At 60.3% G+C, this 24,069-nt stretch carries 20 protein-coding genes; 9 read left to right on the top strand and 11 right to left on the bottom strand.

Annotated elements, in window-relative coordinates; translation table 11 throughout:
- Nucleotides 1-344 precede the first annotated feature (344 nt).
- The 4 genes from lgt (at nucleotide 345) to DYST_RS09740 (ending at nucleotide 3,642) form a co-directional block, all read left to right on the top strand.
- Nucleotides 345-1,235, top strand: a complete 891-nt coding sequence (gene lgt, locus DYST_RS09755; RefSeq protein ID WP_102301247.1) for a prolipoprotein diacylglyceryl transferase — start codon at nucleotides 345-347, stop codon at nucleotides 1,233-1,235.
- A gap of 3 nt (nucleotides 1,236-1,238) precedes the next feature.
- Nucleotides 1,239-2,033 carry a thymidylate synthase gene (locus tag DYST_RS09750; protein WP_239951591.1) on the top strand — a complete coding sequence of 265 codons (795 nt, stop codon included), beginning with the start codon at nucleotides 1,239-1,241 and terminating at the stop codon, nucleotides 2,031-2,033.
- Between the two features lie 154 nt (nucleotides 2,034-2,187).
- Nucleotides 2,188-2,676: a dihydrofolate reductase gene (locus tag DYST_RS09745; protein WP_239951589.1), complete on the top strand. Its 489-nt coding sequence runs from the start codon at nucleotides 2,188-2,190 to the stop codon at nucleotides 2,674-2,676.
- A gap of 12 nt (nucleotides 2,677-2,688) precedes the next feature.
- Nucleotides 2,689-3,642: a Nudix family hydrolase gene (locus DYST_RS09740; protein WP_239951588.1), complete on the top strand. Its 954-nt coding sequence runs from the start codon at nucleotides 2,689-2,691 to the stop codon at nucleotides 3,640-3,642.
- A 4-nt stretch (nucleotides 3,643-3,646) separates the two neighbouring features.
- Here the strand turns inward: DYST_RS09740 and coaE are convergent, their stop codons facing one another.
- The 5 genes from coaE to pilB form a co-directional block, all read right to left on the bottom strand.
- On the bottom strand, nucleotides 3,647-4,279 hold the full coding sequence (coaE, locus tag DYST_RS09735) for a dephospho-CoA kinase (RefSeq protein ID WP_239951586.1): 633 nt from the start codon (nucleotides 4,277-4,279) through the stop codon (nucleotides 3,647-3,649).
- Complete coding sequence (locus DYST_RS09730) at nucleotides 4,276-5,997, bottom strand: sulfatase-like hydrolase/transferase (protein ID WP_239951584.1); 1,722 nt, start codon at nucleotides 5,995-5,997, stop codon at nucleotides 4,276-4,278. Before DYST_RS09730 ends, coaE begins: the two co-directional genes overlap by 4 nt.
- A gap of 11 nt (nucleotides 5,998-6,008) precedes the next feature.
- Nucleotides 6,009-6,866, bottom strand: a complete 858-nt coding sequence (locus tag DYST_RS09725; protein WP_239951583.1) for a prepilin peptidase — start codon at nucleotides 6,864-6,866, stop codon at nucleotides 6,009-6,011.
- A gap of 71 nt (nucleotides 6,867-6,937) precedes the next feature.
- Nucleotides 6,938-8,200 carry a type II secretion system F family protein gene (locus DYST_RS09720; RefSeq protein ID WP_239951582.1) on the bottom strand — a complete coding sequence of 421 codons (1,263 nt, stop codon included), beginning with the start codon at nucleotides 8,198-8,200 and terminating at the stop codon, nucleotides 6,938-6,940.
- A 158-nt stretch (nucleotides 8,201-8,358) separates the two neighbouring features.
- Nucleotides 8,359-10,080, bottom strand: coding sequence for a type IV-A pilus assembly ATPase PilB (gene pilB / locus DYST_RS09715; protein WP_239951581.1), 1,722 nt, complete (start codon nucleotides 10,078-10,080; stop codon nucleotides 8,359-8,361).
- A gap of 229 nt (nucleotides 10,081-10,309) precedes the next feature.
- Here pilB and DYST_RS09710 point away from each other — a divergent pair, with 229 nt between their 5' ends.
- From DYST_RS09710 to DYST_RS09690, 5 genes are all read left to right on the top strand, one after another.
- Nucleotides 10,310-11,482, top strand: a complete 1,173-nt coding sequence (locus DYST_RS09710; protein ID WP_239951580.1) for a DegT/DnrJ/EryC1/StrS family aminotransferase — start codon at nucleotides 10,310-10,312, stop codon at nucleotides 11,480-11,482.
- Between the two features lie 129 nt (nucleotides 11,483-11,611).
- Entirely contained in the window at nucleotides 11,612-12,466 is an 855-nt protein-coding gene (locus tag DYST_RS09705) for a glycosyltransferase family 2 protein (RefSeq protein ID WP_239951579.1), read from the top strand.
- 2 nt (nucleotides 12,467-12,468) lie between these two features.
- On the top strand, nucleotides 12,469-13,587 hold the full coding sequence (locus DYST_RS09700) for a UDP-N-acetylglucosamine 2-epimerase (protein ID WP_275666953.1): 1,119 nt from the start codon (nucleotides 12,469-12,471) through the stop codon (nucleotides 13,585-13,587).
- Nucleotides 13,588-13,732: 145 nt separating this feature from the next.
- Complete coding sequence (locus DYST_RS09695; protein WP_239951577.1) at nucleotides 13,733-14,779, top strand: glycosyltransferase family 2 protein; 1,047 nt, start codon at nucleotides 13,733-13,735, stop codon at nucleotides 14,777-14,779.
- The gene (locus tag DYST_RS09690) at nucleotides 14,780-16,063 is read left to right on the top strand and encodes a lipopolysaccharide biosynthesis protein (RefSeq protein WP_239951576.1); all 1,284 of its coding nucleotides are present in this window, start codon (nucleotides 14,780-14,782) and stop codon (nucleotides 16,061-16,063) included.
- Between the two features lie 222 nt (nucleotides 16,064-16,285).
- Here the strand turns inward: DYST_RS09690 and DYST_RS09685 are convergent, their stop codons facing one another.
- From DYST_RS09685 to DYST_RS09665, 6 genes are all read right to left on the bottom strand, one after another.
- On the bottom strand, nucleotides 16,286-17,437 hold the full coding sequence (locus DYST_RS09685) for an ATP-grasp domain-containing protein (protein ID WP_239951574.1): 1,152 nt from the start codon (nucleotides 17,435-17,437) through the stop codon (nucleotides 16,286-16,288).
- 10 nt (nucleotides 17,438-17,447) lie between these two features.
- Nucleotides 17,448-17,720, bottom strand: coding sequence for a Gfo/Idh/MocA family oxidoreductase (locus tag DYST_RS23990; protein WP_275666952.1), 273 nt, complete (start codon nucleotides 17,718-17,720; stop codon nucleotides 17,448-17,450).
- A 10-nt stretch (nucleotides 17,721-17,730) separates the two neighbouring features.
- Nucleotides 17,731-18,495 carry a Gfo/Idh/MocA family protein gene (locus tag DYST_RS09680; protein ID WP_275666951.1) on the bottom strand — a complete coding sequence of 255 codons (765 nt, stop codon included), beginning with the start codon at nucleotides 18,493-18,495 and terminating at the stop codon, nucleotides 17,731-17,733.
- Between the two features lie 107 nt (nucleotides 18,496-18,602).
- A complete protein-coding gene (locus DYST_RS09675; RefSeq protein WP_239951572.1) occupies nucleotides 18,603-19,691 on the bottom strand; it encodes a DegT/DnrJ/EryC1/StrS family aminotransferase in 1,089 nt (362 codons plus the stop codon).
- Between the two features lie 191 nt (nucleotides 19,692-19,882).
- Entirely contained in the window at nucleotides 19,883-21,946 is a 2,064-nt protein-coding gene (locus DYST_RS09670) for a tetratricopeptide repeat protein (RefSeq protein WP_239951571.1), read from the bottom strand.
- Nucleotides 21,947-22,073: 127 nt separating this feature from the next.
- Nucleotides 22,074-23,867: a hypothetical protein gene (locus DYST_RS09665; protein WP_239951569.1), complete on the bottom strand. Its 1,794-nt coding sequence runs from the start codon at nucleotides 23,865-23,867 to the stop codon at nucleotides 22,074-22,076.
- Nucleotides 23,868-24,069 lie beyond the last annotated feature (202 nt).

Genomic DNA, 24,069 nt, shown 5'->3' with positions numbered 1-24,069 from the left:
TCCGAACAAAAAATAGCCATCAGCCAGCTCGCGAGGGCTGGACATCTGGATATGGGATGGCGCGACCAGCCTTGGGGAAGGGGTGCGTGCCGTGGCATCGCCGGGCTTGGGGGACAGGCGATGTAATCCCGAAGTTAAAACAAAGTGACGTGTAGGTGCAAGCCTGCTGCAACAGTCAGGTGATAGTTGGTTTTAGTGTGGAGGGTGCGGCGGGACCGCGCCAAAAAAGTGAGTTGAGGCGCATGACTCGCGACGATCGCCCTCCTTTCGTGGGTGATCGCAGCCACGATCCCTAAGGAGTGCGCGGCCCGCTACACTGGCGCTTTGTCGCTACCTGCTTGCCCATGACGCAGCCCTTTATCGTTGCCTTCGACCCCGTCGCCTTCAAGCTGGGGCCGCTACAGATTCACTGGTATGGCCTGATGTATCTGACTGGCTTCCTCGGTGCGTGGCTGTTTGCCGAGTACCGCCGCCAGCACGGCCGCCTGCCAGTGACCCGCGATGCGCTGGGTGACCTGGCGTTCTACGTGATGATGGGCGTGATCATCGGCGGGCGTATCTGGTACATGCTGTTCTACGCCGACATCCATTGGATATGGCAAGACCCGCTGGCGCTCTTCCGCGTGTGGGATGGCGGCATGAGTTTCCACGGTGGGTTGCTCGGCGTGCTCACCGCCGGCCTGTGGTGGTCGCGCCGTAACCATATGCATTTTTTCGACACAGTCGATTTCGTTGCGCCGCTGGTGCCAATCGGGCTGGGGCTGGGTCGCCTGGGCAACTTCATCAATGGCGAGCTGTGGGGCAAGCCGGGCTCCGTACCCTGGGCAATGATTTTCCCGAACGCCCGCTCGGCTGACGTGGATTGGGCCGCCACGCATCCGCAGTGGCAGGCGGCATTGGCCCAGTTCGGCGGCTTGCCGCGCCACCCTTCGCAGCTCTATGAAATGCTGCTCGAGGGCGTGGTGATGTTCACCGTGTTGTTCCTCGTGTCGCTAAAGCCGCGTCCGCGTTACCTGATTTCCGGCCTGTTTGCATTGTTGTATGGCTGTTTCCGTTTCGGCGTAGAGTTCGTGCGCGTGCCCGACCCGCAGCTGGGTTACCTCGCGTGGGGCTGGCTGACCATGGGCCAGATCCAGTCGTTGCCGTTGATCGTCATCGGGTTGGTGTTGGTGGTCATGTCGCGCAAGGCGCCGACCATGCGCCTGTACAACGTCTCGATACCGACCAAGGAGTAAGCCGTGCGTGCCTATCTCGACCTGCTGCAGCACGTGCTCGATCACGGCGCGGAGAAGGCGGACCGCACTGGCACGGGCACGCGTAGCGTGTTCGGCTGGCAGATGCGCTTTGACCTGGCGGAAGGGTTCCCGCTGGTCACAACAAAGAAGCTGCACTTGCGGTCGATCATCCATGAGCTGATCTGGTTCCTGCAGGGCGACACCAATATCGCCTACCTCAAGGACAACGGCGTCAGCATCTGGGATGAATGGGCTGACGAGCATGGCGATCTCGGCCCGGTCTACGGGCAGCAGTGGCGTGCATGGCCCACTGCCGACGGTGGCGTGGTAGACCAGATCCGCTGGGTAGTGGACGAGATCCGGCGTAATCCGGATTCCCGTCGGCTGGTGGTGAGTGCGTGGAATGTCGGGGAGCTGCCGAAGATGGCGCTGATGCCGTGCCATGCGTTGTTCCAGTTCTACGTTGCCAGCGGCAAGCTCAGCTGCCAGCTTTACCAGCGCTCCGCGGACATCTTCCTTGGTGTGCCTTTCAACATCGCCAGCTATGCGCTGCTGACCCACATGATCGCCCAGGTGTGTGATCTGGGCGTGGGTGATTTCGTGCACACGCTGGGTGATGCGCACCTTTACAACAACCACGTGGAGCAGGCGCGCTTGCAACTGACCCGCGAGCCACGGCCGCTGCCACGGTTGCAGCTCAATCCTGACGTGCGCTCGATTTTCGATTTCCGCTACGAGGACATCGCTATCGTGGGTTACGAGCCCTACGGCGCCATCAAGGCCCCGGTTGCGGTGTAAAAAAGCGGATTAGAGTCAGCGCGGACGGTCAGGCGTGGGCTCCGGGGGTGTCATTTGAGCGGGATGGTTCACGCATCCTGCTAAGATCGGCGCCGCGCGACGGCCCCTGGCTGGTGGCGCGGGAGTCAATACCGTCGATGATTCAAGGATTTCCATGGCTATTTCGCTGATTGCCGCGCTGGATGAGAACTTCGCCATTGGCCGAAAGGGCCAGTTGCCCTGGCACCTGCCGGACGACCTGCGCTGGTTCAAGGAGCTTACGCTCGGCAAGTACGTGCTGATGGGCTACAACACGGCCGTGGCCATCGGTCGCCCCTTGCCTGACCGTACCAACCTGGTGCTTAGCCGCAAACACGAGGCGCCATTCCCGGGACAGGTCACGGTGCGCTCGCTCGCCGAGGGTTATGCACGCGCGGGTGGCACGGGCCTGATGGTGATCGGCGGCGGCGAGGTCTACACCGAAGCCCTGCCCAAGGCGCGACGCTTGTATCTCACCTGGGTCAATGCAGCGGTTGATGGGGCTGATACGTTCTTCCCGGGCGTGCATTTCAGCGACTGGACCGAAGTCTCTCGCGTGCATCACAAGAAAGATGACAGCCACGCCTACGACTTCGACATGGTCGAATACATCCGCAACGCCTGAGCGAGTCAACGCATGATCGCTACGACGGCCGGTGCCATGCATGTCATGGCCGGCGTCATGCTCGATTCCCTGGGGCGCGTACTACTAGCGCAGCGCCCGCCCGGTAAGCACCTGGCGGGCCTTCGGGAATTTCCCGGCGGAAAGCTGGAGGCCGGGGAGGCGCCAACGGATGGGCTGGTGCGTGAACTTCATGAAGAGCTCGGCGTGGAGGCGACCGTCAGCGAATCGCTGATTCGTGTGCCTTGGCGCTACGGCGAGCGTTCGCTGCTGTTGGATGCACGCGTCGTGCGTGTGTGGCGCGGTGAGCCAGCTTCGCTGGATGGACAGGCGTTGCAGTGGTGCGACCCGCATGCGGTTGACCTGGACCTGCTCGCGCCGGCGGATCGGTATATCCTCCGCGCGCTCCAGTTGCCTACGCGGTACGCCATCACGGCGGATGTGCCGCCCTCGGCAAGCGACGAATGGCGGCAGCGTGTTCGTCACGCCATTGCTGCCGGCGAGCAGATGATCCTCCTGCGTTTTCCCCAATGGCCGGTGGCTCTGGTGAGAGCGCTGGCGGCGGAGCTGCTGCCTGAGGCACGCACTCAAGGGACGCATTTGCTGTTGAGCGGTGACGTCCAGGGTGCGCTGGCGTTAGGTGAGGGCGTAGGCCTGCAGCTAAAGGCCGCGCAGCTCTCGACGTTCCACGCGAGGCCGTTGCCACCCACCCAGCGGATTGGTGCGAGCTGCCATCACGCGGATGATCTGCGTCGGGCACTGGGTGTGGCTGACTTCGCCACCTTGTCGCCCGTCGCTTCGACGACGACGCACCCAGACGCCGCGCCGATGGGTTGGGCGAGGTTCGAGGTGCTGGTCGATGAATCAGCCTTGCCGGTTTACGCACTCGGCGGCATGAGTTCGGCGCAGATTGACACGGCCCAGCAGGCTGGCGGGCAGGGCGTGGCAGGTATTCGCGGCTTTTGGTGAGCGCTCAGTGCTTCGCTTGTGCGAGCGACAGATAGCGCGCATGCAACTCCGCCACGGCCTGGTCGAGCGCGGCTTCGTCGCCGCCGTTTTCGATCACGTCGTGGGCCAGTGAGAGCCGATGCTCGCGCCGCGCCTGGCGTTCGATCATGCGTCGCGCCAGTGCTTCGTCGATGCCATCGCGTTGCATGAGGCGTTGCAGTTGCAGTGATTCGGGGGCGTCGACCACAAGGACGCGATCCACCCAGCGATAGTGCTCATGGTTTTCAGCGAACAACGGGATGGCGAGTAGGCAGTACGGGCCGCGGTCAGCCATGACGCGATCGTGCAACCAGCGGCGCACGCGGGGATGCGTGATAGCTTCGAGCGTACGCCGTTCCGCTTCGTTGCCGAAGATACGTTCGCGCATCACCGCCCGGTCGAGCTGGTTCTGGGCATTCAGCACACTGATACCAAAATGGGCCACGATCGCAGCGAGGCCTGCGGAGTCTGGCGCGACGACTTCCCTTGCCGCGACGTCGGCGTCATAGACATGGATTCCCAGCGTCTCGAAGCATCGCGACACCGAGCTCTTCCCTGCGGCGATGCCGCCGGTCAGGGCCACCACGAAGCCATGCCTATGTGTAAGCACCTCGCTCATTTGCCGCTGGTGGATCCGATCGGTTCGACGAGGTTACATTTTGGACTGAATTGTGCCTTGTCGTAGTCAAGCTCCCAGCCCGAATGCACGATGCGGGGCCGCCATGCCCATTGTGCGCTGAAAACGCTCATCGTCGGGTCGTGGCCGGGGAAGGTAATGTCGGCCATATCGATCAGCGATTCAAACGTATTGGCGCTGATGGTCGGCTGACGCGCATTGCGTGACAAGTTGTCGATGTGATCCTGGAATGTCTCGGCATAAGCATCCGAATACCAGAAAACGACAGGAATCTGGAACTCGTCGCGGGTGCCATAACCATGGCCTGAGTAATCGCAGGACGGGCTGGCCAAGGCTTCGCCGTGGTCCGACTCATACCAGAGTGCCGTCACCGCCCCGCTGTTCTTCAGCATACCGATGATCTGTGCGAGGACGTGATCGGTATAGAGGATGGTGTTGTCGTAACTATTGATATTACGGTTGTCTGGTTCACCGCTCGGACGTGGATCAGACAGCGTTGGGTGAAACTGGCCCAAGTCAGCTGGGTAGCGAAGGTCATAGCGCAGATGGCTGCCCATCATGTGCAGCACGATGAACTCGTTGCTCGTGCCCGTCTCGATGGCCCGACTCAGGGGGCGAAGGAGCTTTTCGTCGAGGCTCTGGTCGGATGTCCACGTGGAACGATTGAGGTACTCCGTGTGATTCGCCTCCAGTGCATAGATGGTCACGGGCGACTCGTATTTGCCGACCGCCACCTGATTGGATATCCACCAAGTATCGAAGCCGGCTTCCGCCATGGCCTTGAGGATAGTGGGCTCCTGCGCCAGCTCGTGGAAACTCGTGACAGGCTTGCGCGTGAGAATGATGGGCACGGCCTCCTGCGTCGCTGCGTAGGAGGTGAGCATGTTCGTTACAGGGAGGACGTGGCTCAGCTTCGTGAGTTCAGGGTTGGTCGGGCGTTCATAACCGAACAGCGACCAGTGACTCCGTGAGCTGCTCTCGCCAATGACCAGCACATAGATCTGCCTTTGCGTCGTGCGTGACGTGGGTGCGGCATGGAAGCGAAAATCCTTCAGTCGATCTCTTGAGTCGGCAACGTATGCCCAATCCTGGCGAAACTTCACGAATCGAACGATCGCACCGAATGGATAGCCGGGTTCCACCGTCGGCGTGAGGGACTGGAAAGCCTGCCAGCCCTGCTCGGCCCGCTCCTGCAGGCGAGTGCTTCCCGGCTTCAGTGCACCGGACAGAAACAACGCAGCAGGCAGCCCGAGCGAAAGGAGCAATATGCAGTTGCGAACGGACCCAAGCCACTGCCATTGGCGTCGATAGCTTTGGATGGCAGCAACCACGGCCAATGCGAGTGCAGCAAGCATGCATAGCGCGACGGGAACGAGCAGCATGCCGAAATAGCCAATGGTTTCGGCGGTGTTGGTGGCCGCTATGGTGCCGAGGACGTTGTAGACGCTCGGATGGTGGTACTTGAGTACATAGAAGAGTTCGGCCGGTGCCAGCGCCGCCAAGGGAGCAAGTAACAGACAGGCGATCCAGGGCCAGCGACCAAAGATCGCAAAAAGCGCGGCCAGCAAGAACACCGGTACCACCATTGCACTGACCCAGACCACGGGGCCATGCTCCCAGCCTAAGCGCGCCAGATTGGGCGCCATGAGCAGCAGGATCAGCGCCGCCGGCGCCCACGGTATGCGTCGCGACAATGTCATTTGATCGAGTCTCAATGGAGCCCAGTGAGCTGGCTATAGATAGCCGTAAGTTCGCGTCCTCCGACAAACCAGACCCAGCCGGCCATCGCGATGAAGGGACCAAACGGCATGGGAACGTCGCGATCGTGCTTGCGGAACGCGATCAATGCGCCACCCACCAGCGCGCCGACAAGTGAGGAGAGCAGGATCACCGGTAGCAGAGCCGCCGGCCCCATCCACGCACCCAGTGCGGCCAGAAGCTTGAAGTCTCCGTATCCCATGCCCTCTTTGCCCGTCACCAGCTTGAACAGCCAGTACACGCTCCAAAGGCTCAGATAACCGATCGCCGCACCGATGATCGCGGACCCTGCTGGCACGAACAGCGGCAGCAGACTGGCCAGGAGTCCCAGCCAGAGCAACGGATAGTTCAACTGGTCAGGCAGATATTGCGTGCGAAAGTCGATGCCGGCGAGCGCGATCAGTATCCACGTGAACACCAAGCCGGCGAGCGCGGTCCACTCGGGCCCGAACTTCCACACGATCACCGCACTGGCCAAGCCGCACAACAGTTCGACCAGCGGGTACTGAATCGAAATAGATGCCTTGCAGTAGCGGCAACGTCCGCCCAGCAAAAGCCAGCCAAAGAGCGGGATGTTGTCCCTCGCTGTGAGCGGGTGTTTGCAGTGAGGGCAATGCGACGGCTCGCGGACGACGCCCGGCGGCAGCGAAGTGCTTTCGGGTTCTATCGCAAGCGTGTCGTAGGCATCCAATCGCCATTGCGCCATCAGGCGCTCGGGGAGTCGAAGAATCACGACGTTGAGAAAGCTGCCGACCACCAGGCCGAGTACACCGGCGGCAGCGATCCAGCCCCAAAGAGGAATGTCGAGCATGCGTAAATCCGAAGGCCTGAGCATGAAAAAGGCCCCCCTCCCGGCGGGAGAGGGGCCCGGACAACGAGAGCTTACACGGTGCTGGCGAGCTTGAAGATCGGCAGGTAAAGCGAAATAACCATGCCGCCGACGAGCACGCCCAGGATCACCATGATCAGAGGTTCGAGCAGGGTGGAGAGTGTATCGACCGCGTTGTTTACTTCTTCCTCGTAGAACTCTGCCACCTTGAAGAGCATGTGATCGAGGGCACCGGATTCTTCACCGATGGCCGTCATCTGCACGACCATGTTCGGGAACAGGCCTGTCTGGCGCATCGAAAGCTGCAACTGGTGACCGACGGCCACGTCTTCGCGCATCTGCTTGACCGCATCGCCGTAGACCACGCTGCCCGTGGCGCCCGCGACGGCATCCATGGCTTCCACCAGGGGTACGCCGGCGCGAAAGGTCACGCCGAGGGTGCGCGCAAAGCGGGCAATGGCCGACTGCCGGAGAATATTGCCGATGACCGGCACTTTCAGCATCACGCGGTCAAGGAAGTGCGCGAACTTGATCGAGCGGCTCTTGGCCATCACCAGGGCGACAATGCTGCCGACAATGGCGCCAATCACTAGCCACCAGTAAGACTTCATGAAGTTTGAGGCGCTGATCACGATCTGCGTCGGTGCAGGAAGCTCCGCACCGGCGTCCTTGAACGTCTGAGCGAACACTGGCACCACAAAGAGCAGCATGATCATGCTGACCAGCAGTGCCACGGCCAGCACCATGACCGGATAGAAAAGCGCCTTCTTGATCTTGGCTTTGATGGCTTCCGTGCGTTCCTTGTACGTGGCCACGGTGTCCAGCACCGAGTCGAGCACACCCGACGCCTCGCCTGCATGGACCAGATTTCGATAAAGCTCGTCGAACTGGACGGGGTACTTGGCCAGCGCCTCATGGAGCGCGGAACCGCCCTCAATGGTCTGCTTGACGTCCGTCAGCATGTTCTTGAAGCGGATGTTCTTCTGGCCGTCCGCGATGATTTCGAATGCCTGCACCATCGGCACGCCGGAGGCCATCATGGTGGCGATCTGGCGGCTGAAAATGGCGACGTCGCGAGGCTTGACCGAGCTGCCGGCCGCACCGAACAGGGGCTTGCCCCGTTCCTTCACGGTCTGCGGGTTCATGCCCTGGCGGCGCAGCTCGGCTTTGACGAGCGAGGCGTTCTTGGCCGCCATGTCGCCCTTCATGCGCTTGCCGCGCTTGTCGAGCGCCACCCAGTCGTAGGTAGTCAGCTTGCTGATCTCAGCGCGCTGGGCGCCAAGCGACTTGACGTTCTTAGCGGTGGCCGCAGCCATGGCATTTCCCCCTGCTGGTACGGTCGGGTCGCCTCAGGATGGCGACCGTCTAATCGATACAGCTTAAGTCATTCCCCTGGACCAATTCGTGGCACCTGACGCAACTTCGGTGCGATGGGCGGCCCATCCCACGTGGCAGATGGCCGCCGACGGCGTGTTTAGTCCTTGGTGACGCGGTCGATCTCGGCCAGGCTGGTCACGCCTTTCTTGACCTTGAGCAAGGCGGAGGCACGCAGATCGTTCACGCCGGCCCTGCGGGCAGCCTCCCCGATCTGCAGTGTGTTGCCGCCGTGCAGGATGATCTTCTGGATTTCCTCCAGCATGGGCATCACTTGGTAGATACCCAGGCGGCCTTTGTAGCCCTCATTGCAGTTGTCGCAACCTACTGCCTCGTAGACGGTTAGGCCGGCGTCGATCTCTTCCTGGGTAAAGCCGGCGTCCAGCAGCACCTGCGGCGGCAGGTTGATCGGCCGCTTGCAGTCGTGCAGGCGGCGCGCCAGTCGCTGGGCGATGACTAGGGTCACTGACGAGGTGATGTTGTAGGGCGCGATACCCATGTTCATCAGGCGGGAGATCGTCTGCGGTGCATCGTTGGTGTGCAGGGTCGACAGCACCATATGGCCGGTCTGCGCCGCCTTGATGGCGATCTCGGCGGTTTCCAGGTCACGGATTTCGCCCACCATGATCACGTCCGGATCCTGACGCAGGAAGGAGCGCAGGGCGGCGGCGAAGGTCATACCGCGCTTGACGTTTTGCTGGACCTGGTTAATGCCCTCGACGCGGATTTCCACCGGGTCCTCCACCGTCGAGATGTTCCGCTCGTTGGTGTTGAGGATGTTGAGTGCTGTATACAGCGATACCGTTTTACCCGAGCCCGTAGGGCCGGTGACTAACACCATGCCGTAGGGCTTGTGGATGGCGTCAACGTACAACTGCTTCTGCGCGTCCTCGTAGCCCAGGACGTCGATGCCGAGCTTGGCTGCCGAGCCGTCGAGAATACGCAACACGATCTTCTCGCCGAACAGCGTGGGCAGTGTACTCACGCGGAAGTCGACCGAACGGCTCTTGGACAGGTTGAGCTTGATGCGGCCGTCCTGCGGTACGCGACGTTCCGCGATATCGAGGCCGGACATCACCTTGATGCGCGACGAGATGCGTGCGGCGAGCTTCATCGGTGGGCTGGCGACGGCGCGCAGCATGCCATCCATGCGCAGGCGCACGCGGTATTGCGTTTCGAACGGTTCGAAGTGGATATCGGACGCGCCACGCTTGATGGCATCGACCAGGATTTTATTGACGAACTTGACGACGGGTGCATCGTCATTCGCGTTGGCATCGATGCCGGTGGATTCGGCTTCTTCGTCGCCGCCTTCTAGCGAAAGCTCGTCGAATTCGCTGTTGCCCATGTCGGGTACAGCGTTGCTCAGGGCTGTGAGAGCAGTGTCGATAACCTTCAGCAGTTGGCTACGTTCGACGAGGATCGGTTCCACCATGCAATTGGAGTGGAACTTGATCTCGTCCAGTGCATGCGACTGCATGGGATCGGCGATGCCGACGAACAGGCGCTTGCCGCGCTTGAACAGGGGGAGGGCGTGGTGCTTCTTGATCAGCGCCTCGCTGATCAGGTTCACGGGCATGCTGGGGATGGCCAGCGCGCTGACGTCCATCATCGGCATGCCGAACTCGTCGGATGCGATACGGGTGAGTCGCGCGCTCTCCACCAGACTGTTGTCCAGCAACCAAGCCGCGAGCGAGGTCTTGCTCTGGGTTGACTCGGCAACCGCCCGGCGCACGTCCGCCTCGGGCAGTACGTCTTCCGATACCAGCCTGCGCGCAAGGCCGGTGAGGCCCGCGAGCGAGGGTTGCATTAGCGTTGACATAGCGATACGGGTCCAGCCCCCTGATAGGAAGGGAATTTACCCCAGTTGCGGGGGTAGGTCACCCGCCAGGATCAGGGCATAGGCCCCGGGGGTGATCGGGCGCACAGATCACCGTGCGGTCCGGCGCCAGAACATGGGCATGCAACGGGCGTGCCTTCTGCCTGTTGGCGTGGACGCCGCAGCGGGCTTGGGATAGAAAGACCAGCCACCTTGAAGAGCCGGACCGTTCGTGACGCAACCTGACACCCCTTTGCCCTTTCTGGTCTTTGGCGCCCCTCGTATCGAAGAGGATGAGATCGCCGAGGTCGAGGCTTGCCTGCGCTCAGGCTGGCTAGGCACGGGGCCGCGCGTAGCACAGTTTGAGAAGGACTTTGCCCAATGGCGTGGCGTACAGGCCTCTCAGGTGGCGGCGGTAAATTCCTGCACGGCTGCCCTGCACGTGAGCATGGTGGCTGCCGGCCTAGAGCCGGGTAGTGAGGTCATCACCACCCCGCTGACGTTCTGCGCCACGGTCAACGCCATTCTTCATGCGGGCCTAACACCGGTGCTGGCTGACGTTGACCCGGTGACCCAGAACATCGACCCGGATGCCATTGAGGCCGCCATCACGCCGCGCACGCGTGCCATCCTCCCTGTGCATTTCGCGGGCCGCCCCTGCGCCATGGACCGGATCATGGCGATCGCCCGAAAGCACCGTTTGATGGTCATCGAAGACTGCGCGCACGCCATCGAGGCGGAGTTCCATGGCCAGCCCATTGGGACCTTCGGGGACTTCGGCTGCTTTAGCTTCTACGTCACCAAGAACGTCGTCACCGGCGAAGGCGGCATGATCCTGGGCCGCGATGAGGAACACATCGCCCGTGCCCGCGTGCTCGCCCTGCACGGCATGAGCAAGGACGCGTGGCATCGTTTCGGTGACCAGGGCTATCGCCACTACCAAGTGGTCGAGTGCGGTTTCAAGTACAACATGATGGATCTGCAGGCGGCGATTGGCATCCACCAGCTGGCGCGGGTGGAGAAGAGCTGGGAGCGCCGACGCCAGATATGGCAGCGCTACGACGAAGCGTTTGTTTCTCTGCCGATTGGCCTGCCAGAGGCGCCCGAGGAAGGAACCCGCCATGGCCATCATCTCTATACGGTGATGATCGACGCCAAGCACTCGGGCATGGAGCGCGACGCCTTTCTGGATGCCATGAATACACGCCGCATCGGCACAGGCGTTCACTATCTGTCAGTGCCGGAACACCCGTATTACCAGCAACGTTTCGGCTGGCGGCCGGAGCAGTGGCCGGAGGCCATGCGCCTGGGGCGCCAGACGGTGAGCCTGCCTACGTCACCCGCCATGTCCGACAGCGACGTCGAGCGGGTTATCGAGGCTGTTCATTCGGTCATCGTGACCTGACCTTTCCATTGGTCAAGTCAGGCACGGTGTGATGTGACCCAGTGCCCGCAATTTCGCGCGGGAAGCTACGCCCCGCGGACAGGCGCGGCGCTCAGGTTATGATGCCGACTCACTCTCGGGGACACGCTCTTGAATCGTCTAAGCATCATCCTGCCCGCCAAAAACGAAGGGGCGGCGCTGAAGGATCTGTTGCCATGCCTGCGTCAGGCTCAGCCGGCAGCGGAGATCATCGTGGTGGATGACGGTTCGACCGACGACACAAGGAATATCTGCGTGGCAGCAGGCGTGACCTGTCTGTCCTCGCCGTATTCGATGGGCAACGGTGCCGCCATCAAGCGTGGCACCCGCGCTGCCAGCGGCGACGTGCTGGTGTTCATGGATGGCGATGGACAGCATGACCCGGCAGACATTGCGCGCCTGCTGGAAAAGCTGGGGCAGGGCTACGACATGGTGGTGGGTGCACGCGACTGGAGTAGTCAGGCGGGCGTAGGACGAGGTGTCGCCAATACCATCTACAACTGGCTGGCCACTCGCATGACAGGTCACGTAGTAGCTGATTTGACGTCCGGCTACCGTGCGGTCCGCGCCAGCAAGTTCCGGGAATTCCTGCACCTGCTTCCCAACGGCTTTTCATATCCGACGACGAGCACCATGGCATTTTTTCGCAGTGCCTATGCCGTGGCGTACGTGCCGATCAAGGCCGCACAGCGCGTGGGCAAGAGCCATATCAAACCGCTCAAGGATGGTATCCGCTTCCTACTCATCATCTTCAAAATCGCCACCCTGTACTCGCCGTTGAAGTTGTTCGCGCCCGCGAGCGTAGTCTTCTTCGCATTGGGCTGCGCCAACTACCTGCGCACCTTCTTCGCCTACGGGCGCCTCACCAACGGAAGCACGTTGATGTGGAGCGCGGCGGTCATCATCTTCCTGATTGGCCTTGTCTCCGAGCAGATCACGGCGCTGACCTACCGTCGAGACGCTTGAGCATGCCTAGGTCGCTGATCTTTGCGGTAGGCACGAGGGCGCAGCTGATCAAAGTTGCTCCTGTGATCGTTGCTTGCGAGAAACAGGGGCTCCCGGTGATGCTTCTTATGACGGGACAGCACAGAGAGACCATGCAAGACCTGATCGACGAGTTTGGTATTCGCTCGCCGCAGGAGCAGATCATGCAAGCGGAGGAGCATTCGACCATTCTGTCCCTGTTGCGGTGGCTCCCCCGGGCCTACCTGGGCATGAAGCGCAAGCTTAGAGAACTCATCAGGGAAAGCACCGACCGAGCTTTTGTGCTGGTCCATGGCGATACCCTTTCGACGCTAGTCGCGGCCTACGCGGCGAGGCGATGTGGCGCTACCGTCGTGCATCTCGAGAGTGGCCTCAGCTCGGGACGGGTGTTCGATCCCTTTCCCGAGGAAATGGTGCGACGCATGGTGTTTCGCATGACGGATATCGCTATGTGTCCTAACGCCGAGGCTGCCGAATTCATGCGTCGTCGTGGCCATCGCGAAGTGATCGACACGCGCGGAAACTCTATCATTGACGCCGTGCGTCTGACAGGAGCATCGGCGATGGCGCAGGACGCCAGCGATGCCTATGTTCTTGTATCACTGCACCGCTTCCAGAATCTCTACGAATCCAGGCGATTGCGCCATTTGGTAGAACTGGTGGAAAACCTGGCGAAGGTGCGCACGGTGAATTTCGTGCTGCATCCAGCGACGCGCGGTCGACTGATATCGGAAGGGTATCTAGACAGGCTTTCCGCATCTGGCCGAGTCAAGCTCTTGCCACGCATGGGCTATCGCGATTTCATCTGCATGGCTGCCGGGTCGGCGTGCGTGTTGACCGATGGTGGATCGAACCAGGAGGAACTTGCCGCGCTGGGTATTCCCACGATTGTCATGCGTGCCAGAACGGAGCGACCCGATGGGCTTGGTGCTAATGCATTGATGGAGAAGGACGTACCCGGTGGCGTACTCCGATACGTGCTGGAGGACAGTGTGAAGGCTTTGCGCAGGCCGTCGATGGTCTGGAATGACGAAGGTCCCTCGTACACGATGGCCCACTACTTCGCTGAGTATGGACGGCCAAAAGAATGCGGGGCAGCATGAGGAGCGGTTCGCGCTTGGCAATGCTGGCGTATCGACGGGTGCTTTCGCCCGTACCTACCGTTGTCAGCCATGCCTCTCATGTCGACGGCTCGAGTGTTCTCACGCGGCGCGTATCATCTTCCATTGACGCATACCACTCGATTCCATGGCAGCAGTAGCACCCGATCAGGTTGAGGAAATCAGTGATGCCGACAAGCTGCCTCCGAGGCCGCTGGTGAGCGTCTTGATGATCACCTATAACCACGCTGACTATCTAGCGGAGGCCATCGAAGGAGTTGTCAAACAGCAGTGTGACTTTCCTATCGAGCTAATCATCGGCGAGGACGCGTCAAAGGATGCCACCCGCGCGATTGCGCTGGAGTACCAGCGCCGTTATCCCCACATTATCCGCATTCTTTACTCTGCAGCTAATGTTGGGATGAACGCCAATGGTCAGCGTACCTTCGATGCGGCGCGCGGCGAATTCGTGGCGTTCTGCGAAGGGGATGACTACTGGTGTGCCCGTGACAAGCTTGCTCGCCAGGTGGCGCTCATCGTCCACGATCCGGAGGTTGGCATCGTGCATACCGACTGGTTGCGCAGTCGACCCGGATCGAACGGGTGGACGGTAGATTGGCGCCATTCCGTGCATCGCCGAGTACCTTTTACGCTGCTGGAAGGGCGTCTCTTTAGTGCGTTCCACTTCCCCAAGATATTGCGTACGTGCACTGTGTTGCTGCGCCGCAGTACTGTCGTATCGTGCAAGGCATCGGGCGTGTTTCGGCGCGAGTATCGATTTGGCGACACGGTACTGGCGGCTTATGTCACCTCCCGCTGGAAGGTGGCCTATGTACCTTCTGCGATGGCGGTTTATCGGGAAAGTCCACTTTCTGCGCTACGCTCGGGAAAAAAGGCTAGGCTGAACTTTCTCCGATCGAGCCTCGAATTCGATACCGACGCGCGTGATTTCTTCAGTGCTAGGGCCGACTATCCGACGGCATATCGCTGGGAGGTATCGGTAGGGCTTCTACTGTGGGCCATCAGTGCGTGCGATGCCGGCACGGCACGCTTCGCCCTTCGCGACATGCGGACGCATTTTGGGCCTCTGGCTTTCCTCAAGGGCGGTTGGCAAACGATGTGGTTGCGCCGAAAGGTATGGCGTCGCCAAAGACTTGCATCTGACGAGCAGCTGATGCCAGGGGTTGACCACTAAGTGGAAGTGGGAATCTTCAAAGGCCTACTGGGCCGCCTGGGCGTCGGTCGGCTAGGGCGTAACGCGCTCTTGTCCACTATTGGCTTGGCCATACGTGCAGTAGTGCAAGCAGGTTACCTGCTCGTACTTTCCCACTGGATGGGCGCGAGTGGCTACGGACTATTTGCCGGATCCGTGGCTGCTGCGACTCTCATTTCACCGTTGTCGGGCTGGGGCATTGCCGTAGTGCTGACGCAGCGCGTTGCTCGGACCCCGAGTGAATCCAAGGGCGCGTGGGCAGAAGCTATCCTTCAGGTGCTTACGACCGGAACAGCGTTGGTCTGCCTGCTCATGCTCGGCGTGAGTCTTGTATTGCCGGGTCACATTGACTACCCCTCAATGGGCTTGTTGGCCCTCTCTGAGCTGGTTGCGTTGCCGCTAGCGCAGGTAGCCACCGGTCTTTGCATTGCACTGGACCGTGGCGCCGCAGGGGCCGTATGCATGTGTCTGGTACCTGTGTCCAGGCTGCTTTGCGTGGTGGCGGGTTTGCTGCTGGGCGTAGAGGGTACGCCGACACACGTTGCGCGCTTGCATTTTGGTGGCTCGGTCATCGGCGCGTTGGTGGCCTATGGCGTCATCGTAAGCATAAGTGGCTTGCCGAGCTGGCGGCGGCGGTTGCCGATGCGCGCGACGTTGCGCGATGGTTCTCGTTATGCGGTGGGTAACTTGGTGAGCACCAGTTATCTGGAAGTAGACAAAGTGCTTTTGCTGCAGATGCTCGGTGCAACGGTGGCAGGCACTTACACGGCAGCTTTCCGCGTCATGAGCGTCTTCGTGTTGCCGGTGTCTGCACTGATAGGTGCCGCACTTCCGAGGTTGTTCGCGCAGCACGGTTCTCCGGCAGGCTCTAGAACACTGATTATTGTCACCCTGTCCGGGCTGGGCTACGCCGTGATGGCCGCCTTGCTTGCCGTGCTGGTTTCACCCTGGATGCCCCGGGTTTTTGGGGCTAGCTTCGAAGAGTCATCGCATTACCTGCTGTTGCTGGCACCCTGGACAGTCTTGTATGCGTTGCATCAGGCCGCTGCGACGGGTCTGACAGCTTTTGATCGACAGATGTCGCGAGTCTGTATAGAAGCCCTCGGATTTGTGCTGATCATTGTGCTCAATCTGTTGCTGGATTCCCGTATGGGGGCGGCAGGCGCTGCCTGGTCCTTGCTGGCCACGGAGGTGTTTATGGCGGGTTGCTGTTGGTGGTTCCTGCGTAAGGCGAACCTTTCACCTCCCCGGCCGGTGCAAGGATAGGAGCAGCTTGGCATCGGGGAAGGGCTACCGGTTGTCACCTTGAGAGAAAGCAACGCCGACCCGGTCAGCCTTGAGCAGGGAGTGCTGCATCATGGTTGCGGTTAGTATCGCAGACAGGTTGGCGCATCAGCCGGGAAGCAGGGCGAGAAGCTTATGAGTGTCACTCTTGCGCGAGCCGGCCACGGGAGCCACGGGGTGTCTGGCCGTTATTTGTAGGGTCGCTCAGGCATGAATCTCGTACAGATCGCGCCGAAGGGCGGTCTGATAAATGCGATCCAGTTCTTGTGTGTCGGTGGCCCGGCAGAACATCACTCCAATGCGGCTTTGCGGGCTCGGGCTCAGCTGGTCACCGACAAGGCTGAGGGGTACCCAGCGCTCGATCTGCACGGCTGCTTTGAAATGCAGATACGCGAAACTTTGCGCTACTTTCAGCGTAACGGTGTGTCGCAGAATGGGGGTCCAGCGCAGATTGTCATAGTGCTCCTCGATCGGCAGGCCAAGGAAGGGCAATATGTACGCTCGTGCGTATGGGTAGCCTGTACTGAGCTCGATCAACTGGCTGTACAGGTCACCCGGGCAGCGTCGTGTCGTTTCGATCAACCTGAAATCGCTGCCCTGGCTGATGAACTGTGTGTGCAGCAGGCCATCGACCGCGCCAAGTTCGGCCGCCATGTCTTCCGCGCACGCGCGCAGACGCGCCAGCATGTCCGCGGGCGCATCTGGCACAACGCAGCTAGTGTCGACGACGAATGGGTTGGCGGAGCCATCCTCCAACACCAGAAAATCCTGCACGACCTTGCCGCCCTGGACAAATGCGCTATGACTGTGGAGTTGTCCCTCGACAAATTCCTCAACAAGATACCCGCCACTGGGGGATGCCACCTGGGCTAATGCGACCGCTCGTTCGAACCCCTGCTCGTCATTCTCGCGCAGGACGGTGATCCCCTTTCCACTGAATGCATCGACAGGTTTGACGATGACAGGGGTATGCGGCGGGTGTCTGCCATCGGCGAAGCGCTGGGGCGCAGGAAGCCCGATGCGCTCCGCCAGTTGGCGGAATCGGCTCTTGTTGAAGATGGCTTCGCAGCTGTCAGGCTGGTCCAGCCCTGGGAACTGGTTGCTGCCGACGGCTACACAGGACAGGTACGAGCGGTCGGTGCAACCGGGTACCAGGAAATCAAATCCCTCGCCGTCGATCAGCGACTTTAGTGCGTCGAGATTCGAGTAGTCCAGTTTGTGGTAGTTCGGTGAAACTTTGGCCAGACAGTCGTTGGGGTTGTTCCCGACGACATGCACGTTATGCCCCAAAGAAGCGAGTTCCCGGTAGATCGGTCCGGAAGAAAAGTTGGTGTCAACGAGCAGCACCTTGGCCATGTGTATTGCCTCAGAGGTATACGGTTTTTTGTGTTGTGGCCGAATGGCGCACCGCTTCCGTCACCATCAGATTGCGCAGACCGTCCGCCGCCGAAACGAGCGGAGCGCATTGTCCCTGAATGACCTGCACGAAATGTTCAAGCTGGCGCGTCAATGGGTCTTCGCGTCGAATGTCCAGGACCTCTTCGCGAAATGGAACCCACCATGAGGGCTCCTTGTCGCTGTCATAGGATTTGAGGCGCATCGTGGGTATGGCGAGGGAGCCCGCCGTTCCAGCGATCATGTAGCAATCTTCATCCGCGTAGGTCGGATAGCTCAGGATTCTCGCGCGAGGTTTGCTCCCAGCTCTTCGCCGTGGCGGCGGTATCCGAGAGCACGAAGGTGCCGAGTGCGCCGTTGGCAAAAGCGAAGTTGATCGTCACGGTGTCTTCGACCGGAAAGTGGCGCACGGCCGAGGACGACATAGCTTGCACTGCGGTGATTTCTCCACACAGGCTGCGCAGATTGCCGATCTCATGAATCAGGTTAATGAGTATCGGGCCACCACCCGGCTCGCGACGCCAAGGACCTGCTTCGAAATAGTGCGCAGGCTTGTAAAACTGGGCGCTGCCCATGACGGTTACCAGGCGTCCAAGGCGACCTTCTTCAATGATGCCGCGCGCCAGCGTCAGGAGCGGGCTATGCGCCCGATGATGACCGACCATTACCTTGGCGTTTCTGCGTTCGGCCATATCGACGAGGATCACACCTTCGTCCACCGTCACTGTTATTGGCTTTTCAATGAGTACCGGAATGTCGGCCTGGATGCACAGAGCCGCCTGTGCAGCATGGAACTCGTTGGGGGAGGCGATGATCACTCCATCCACGGCCTTAGTGCGCAGACATTCTTCGAGTGACTGGAAGATCGGTACGCCTTGTGCGCGAGCGATCTCATGATTGGCTTCATGGTCCGGGGCAACAATGGCGCAGAGCTCGCAGCGTGGGTTCTCCCCGATCAGGCGGATGTGCTGCTTGCCAATAAGCCCGGGACCAACGACGACGAGCGAAATCTTTTCCATGGACGTATCCCGCTGACAGTCGGTTGTGGTGCTGGCGGCCCTGAGCCGGATCAAGAACGAAGTATCTGGTCCCGCCGATATGACTTCGATAGTGTCATCGTCGACGCTCAGGAGACCGAGCTTGCGGCCGTAACGCCTGACGAAATACAGATTCGAATTATATCGGCAACGGTGTTGACGGCGTACTCGGGCAGGGTGGTGCCTGTAGGAAGGATGATCACAGATTCAGCCACCTTCTCCGTTTGCGAGAGCATTAGGTGAGCATGGGGAAACAGGTCGCGATAGGGTCGCATCTTGTGCACCCCGGGCCAGAAATATTTGCGGGCCAGGATGTTCTCAGCGTGCAGAGCTGCCACGATATCATCCCGACTGACCGGACACTCGGGGGCTATCTCGATGACCACGTAGTGGTAGCTGTTCTGTTCGGTCGGGTCATAGGGCAGCAACGACACGCCTGGGATATTCGCGAGCGCCTGTCGGTAAGCCTCGTAGTTTTCCCGGTTGGCCACCACCACCGATTCGTGGCTAAGGAGATTGGCCAAGCCCATGGCCGCGCATACCTCGACCATCTTTCCGTTGGTGCCCGGGTGGATGACGTTGTCGTATCCAGAGAATCCGAAGTTGCGCATCAGGCGCATGGTGTCGGCGAGTTCGTCGTCGTTGGTGGCGACGGCGCCACCCTCGAAGGTGTTGAATGACTTGGTCGCATGGAAGCTCAGCACTTCGCAAGCGCCGAATCGGCCGATGGTTTCGCCGCGATAGGTGCTGCCGAAGGCATGCGCAGCGTCAAACATCAGCTTGAGCCGGTGTTCGTCGGCGATATCCTGCAGTTCCCGTACCGGTGCCGCCCGACCCCACAGATGCACGCCGATGATGCCGCTCGTGCGTGGTGTGATCATGCATCGTACGGAAGCGGGGTCCAGGTTGTGCGTGGCGGGGTCGATGTCCGCGAAAACGGGGGTGATCCCTTGCCAATACAGCGCGTGTGCGGTGGCAACGAAGGTCCACGACGGCACAATGACTTCGCCTTCGAGCTGGAGCGCGCGAATGGCGATCTCTAGAGCAATGGTGCCATTGCACATGGCCACGCAGTGCTTCACGCCCAGTTTTTCGGCAATCTCCCGCTCGAATTCCTGCACCATCGGACCGTTATTGGTGAGCCACTGATTGTCCAATACCTGATCCAGGCGACTCATGAAAGCGGTCCTGTCGCCGATATTCGGGCGCCCCACGTGGAGCGGTTGGGCGAAAGCTGGCTCGGCGCCGTACAGGGCAAGATCTGCTTTGGTACGTATCGTTTTCATGGTGAGCCAAGATGGTTTGCGAATGGTGTCATGTCGGCTGGAAGGGCTGAACAAGGGCAAGAGGTAACGTCGTTCGTCGGGTGTTATTTGACCGCGCCGTTTTGCGTAGGCGATGTGTTGCCTTTTTCTTTTGCCACGATGGCAGCATTCAGCCTGCCGATGCCCTGGTCCATATGTCCTGCCAAGTTGAAGGGTTGTAGGTCGTTTAGGGCCAGGCGAGCTTCTTCGAGGCGATTCATGTCCGTGAGCATGCGAACCAGGGTAACGCGATAGGCTGGTTCCTTCGGATTGGCAGCAACAGCGTCTTGTAGCATCCGCAGAGCCAGTGCGTGATCGTCCAGTACTTCCCAGGCGTACATACCGTACATGTTGAGTAGTCGGGCGCTCGGGTTCGGGTGGGACAGGGCGGCCATATAGGCTTCCAGCATGCGCTGCTTGGGCAGGTCGCATTCTCCGATGGTCTGGCAAGAGCTCAATTCCTCCAGCGAGCTCTCATCCTGTACCGTGGACTTTCGTGCCTTGAGCTTGGTGATCATGCTGTCCCACCACCGATCTTTCAGGGGAAGGTGCATGCGTGAGTTCATGAAGATCAGCGCTTGCTGAGGAAGGATGGACGACTCGGGCAGAGCCGCGGCCTTTTCCAGTGCGTCGTAGGCCAGGCTCGTGTAGGGCGAGGCAGGGTCGTATTTCGAGTAGATGATGTAAGTGCGGCCAAGCTCATACATGGCGCGAGGGGAGTCAGGGCCGCGCGAAGCAAGGTCGCGCGACAGCCTCAAGGGGTCTCCCCATGCATAGGACGTGACTAAGGTAAGTGCCGCCCAGCAAACGACCAATCCGCCGAACAGAAGATGGCGCGGCAGGGCGAGCGGCAGTGCCCCTGTTGAAGGGATGGGGTTGCTGGTACTCCCCGTCCTCGGTGGAGCCGGTGCGGTCAACAACGGAACGATAGCCAGCATGACGCTGGCGCTGGCGAAATAGTTCCGGTGCTCATAGACCAGTTCCAACGGAAGGACGGTGCCCGTTAGAAGATGGCAACTCAGAAACCACAGGATGCCCAGCGCAACGCATGGAAAACGTCGGCGCACACCTACGGCGAGCCCGAGCAATGCCGTCAATGCCAGCATGCTGGCCAAGGTGGTCCAGGGAGTCAGCAATCCGGACGAGATACGATACTGGTCGTGATAGAACGACAGCATGTGCGGCGTTGGAAACACAGTCCACAGCAGGTAAGACACAACGACGCGTGCTTCCGTCAAAAGGCGCGTACCAAGCGTGAAGTCACGTGTTGCCCAGTTAGCCGGGTTTAGAAGTCCGGGTACAAGCCAAGCTAAGCCGATAGCCATGGGTAGCAGCAGCGTGACAATAAACAGGGCGCCAATGCGCCAGTCGAAACGAGAATGCTGCGGTGGATTCTCGTGCTGCTGCTTCGACGCAAACAGTACCCACTCGATGCCTAGTGCATACAGAGGGAGCATCACGGCAGTTTCCTTCGCCAGTGCGCCGATAAAGGTCGGCACGATGATGCTGAGGCTGCAAAGGGCGATGCCACGCCACGATCGATCGGTGTGAGCGACGGATGGATTTGGCGCCAGCATGGACGTCCGGCCTGCGATGTAGCCGATAAGGCCCAGCAGGACGAAGAGGTTGGCCAGGCTTTCCTCGCGTTGGACAACGTAAAGCACCGCAGTGAGATTGACGGGCAGGATCATCCATGCACCGGCAATGCATGCTGCGGTGGTGGTTTGCTGTTTGACGCTCGAGGGAACGGACGCTACGGATCGAAGCAACAGCATGCGCGCCAGAACAAACACCAGTAGGCCATTCGACAGGTGAATCGCTAAGTTGGTGACTTTCCAGCTCCACGGGTCCAGCCCGCTGACCACAAAGTTCGCAACGAAGCTGAGCGATGCCAGTGGCCGCTTTAAATCGCTGGCCGGTGCCGACAGGGCGGCATGAACCAAAGTCCTGAAATCGATCGTGCTGGGTTGCACACCGCGATTGTTGACGATGTTGGGAAAGTCGTCGAACAGCCAGCCACCTGAGAGGCCTGGCCAATAGATGATGATGGTGAGCAGAAGCGCTAGAGCAAGCAGCACATAGCCTTGCCACTGGCGATGGTTAGAGGGTGAAGTTACCTGGTTGACCATCTGCTTGTCTGTTGGTTGGGGCTGGAAGCCCCTGTAGTGCTTCGATTATGGATGACGGAAGATGGTCCTGCATCCGGTAGCCCTGGCAAGCGCGCCAGGACTACCAGAGACGATGTTGGGGCAGCCGCTATTTCATGTGCTCTATCTCGACGATGGTCTCTTCATTGATAGCTTTGTCGTTCACCAGCAGGCGTCTCAGCAAAGGCAGGCGGCGAGCGTCGGTGTCGCGTAACACGTCGATAGCCTGGGCACGCAGGCCTGCGCTGACCAAGTATTTGGCCTGTAGGCGGGGAATGTTGGCATCAGGGTCTGCCTGATAAACGGCATCCAATTCGCTGATTGCCATGTTCAGGTCGCCGTGCTGCACGGCCCAGAGGTGCCTCTGGTAGTGAAGAAAGCCGTTGGAGACGCTGTTGTCGCGATAGGCGGGGTTATCCAGCATGATGCCAGTCATGCTTACCCAGCGAGCATCATCCAAGGCTGGGCATTGTCTGGTAGTGGCCAGTTCACGCAGGGTTTCGATGTTCTCGTAAGCGGCGCGGTCGAAGGTAGCGAGGCGCAGCACATGATCCAACTCGTCCAGGTCACCGGTCTTGAGTGTACCCATGCGGCAGAGGAGGTAGACGCGGTTGGCCGCGAGGCCGGCATTCTGTGGCTCCCGTGTCTGTAGGGTTGAAATGATCTCTAGCGCCTTGGCCGAGTGACCGTTCTGGCTCAGGCGGCCCGCAAGATAGATTTGTGCACGGGCAGAGCCCGGTTGCGCATGTGACCAGGCCGTGGCGAGCAGATTCTCAGATGCGTAGACCCGCGCACTCAGGGTCGTCGCAAGGCAGCAAGCGGCGAGCCAAGTGCCATAAGCCAACTGGGTGAGCTTGCGTTGCACCGGTGTGCGCAACCGTGTCAAGCCCATGCCGATCGCCATCATCGGGCCGATCAGTGGTACGTAGTTGCGATGTTCGAAGTACAGCTCCAGCATCACCGTAGTGCTTTCAATCAACTGGCCGCCGAGGTACCACAGGATAGCCATGGCCAGTAGCGGCCGGCGTTTCAATGAGGCGAACGCGGCCACAAGGGCCGCGATCAGCAATGCAAGGCAGGGAAGGGTGGCCGGCGTGGATGCCAGACCGTGTGAAACGGCGAAGTCATCGTGGTAAAGCCCATAGATACCAAACCGGGGAAGGAAGGTGTTGACCAAGTAGCTGGCCAGTACACGTGGCTCGGTGAGCAGGCGCTCGCCCAGCGTGAAATCACGACCGTAGTGCTGGCCCCAGGCGATGAATCCTATGTGTGCGAGGTAGCCCAGCACGAAAAGTGTAGCGGGCCATATCAGTAGGCGTCGTAGCCATTTCAGTGGTTTCGGCAGCCGATTTACGGGCTTGCGTAGCACCGTGGCGTCTAGCGTCAATGCATAGACAGGCAGGAGGACGCCATTCTCTTTGCATAGGAAGGCGAGCAACGTACAGAGTCCGAGACCGATGATCATCCATGCGGTGCGCCGCGATATCGAAAGATCCTCACGCAGCATCCCTCGCAGGTACGCGAGCAGGCCCAGCAGCACGAACAAAGCCATCAGCAGTGTCATGCGCTGGATCACCGACACCACGCCGGAAAGTTCCATCGGGTTCAGCAGCCAGGCCGCCGTGGCGAGAAGTGCGGCTATTTCATGCTGTCGCACGTGAGGTGGCGTGTCATTGTCCTTGCCAAATGATCGGGACAAGCGCCGGGTCAGTTGGAACACGAGTAAGCCGCACATAAGGTGCAGCCCAAGGTTTACCAACTTGAACGGGAAGGGTGAGCCTGGCCAGTCACCTCGCTGAAGGAGAAAGCTCAGCATGGCTAGCGGGCGGCCGGGGAATTCTCGTGGTTGCGACAGGTAGATTCCCAACTCGCGCCAGCTCGACAGGTGGTCGATGCTGTTCATGGCGGCGAGGTTGGGGAAGTCGTCGAAAGAAAGGGGCCATGCAAGGCCGGCCAGTACAACGCAGCGCAGGCAAGCAGGGTGACGACGAGCAGGAAGCTGGTGCGTCGGGCTGTCATGAGCAGGTAAAAGGCATTAAGGCGAGTCTTCCGAGATGTGGACACAAAAAACCCCTCCGTACGGAGGGGTTTTTGGTACAGCATGT

This window comes from Dyella terrae (genome assembly GCF_022394535.1).
Lineage (GTDB): Bacteria > Pseudomonadota > Gammaproteobacteria > Xanthomonadales > Rhodanobacteraceae > Dyella.
Note: the sequence above shows the minus strand (reverse complement) of the source record. Positions and strands in the feature narration are given on the sequence as shown.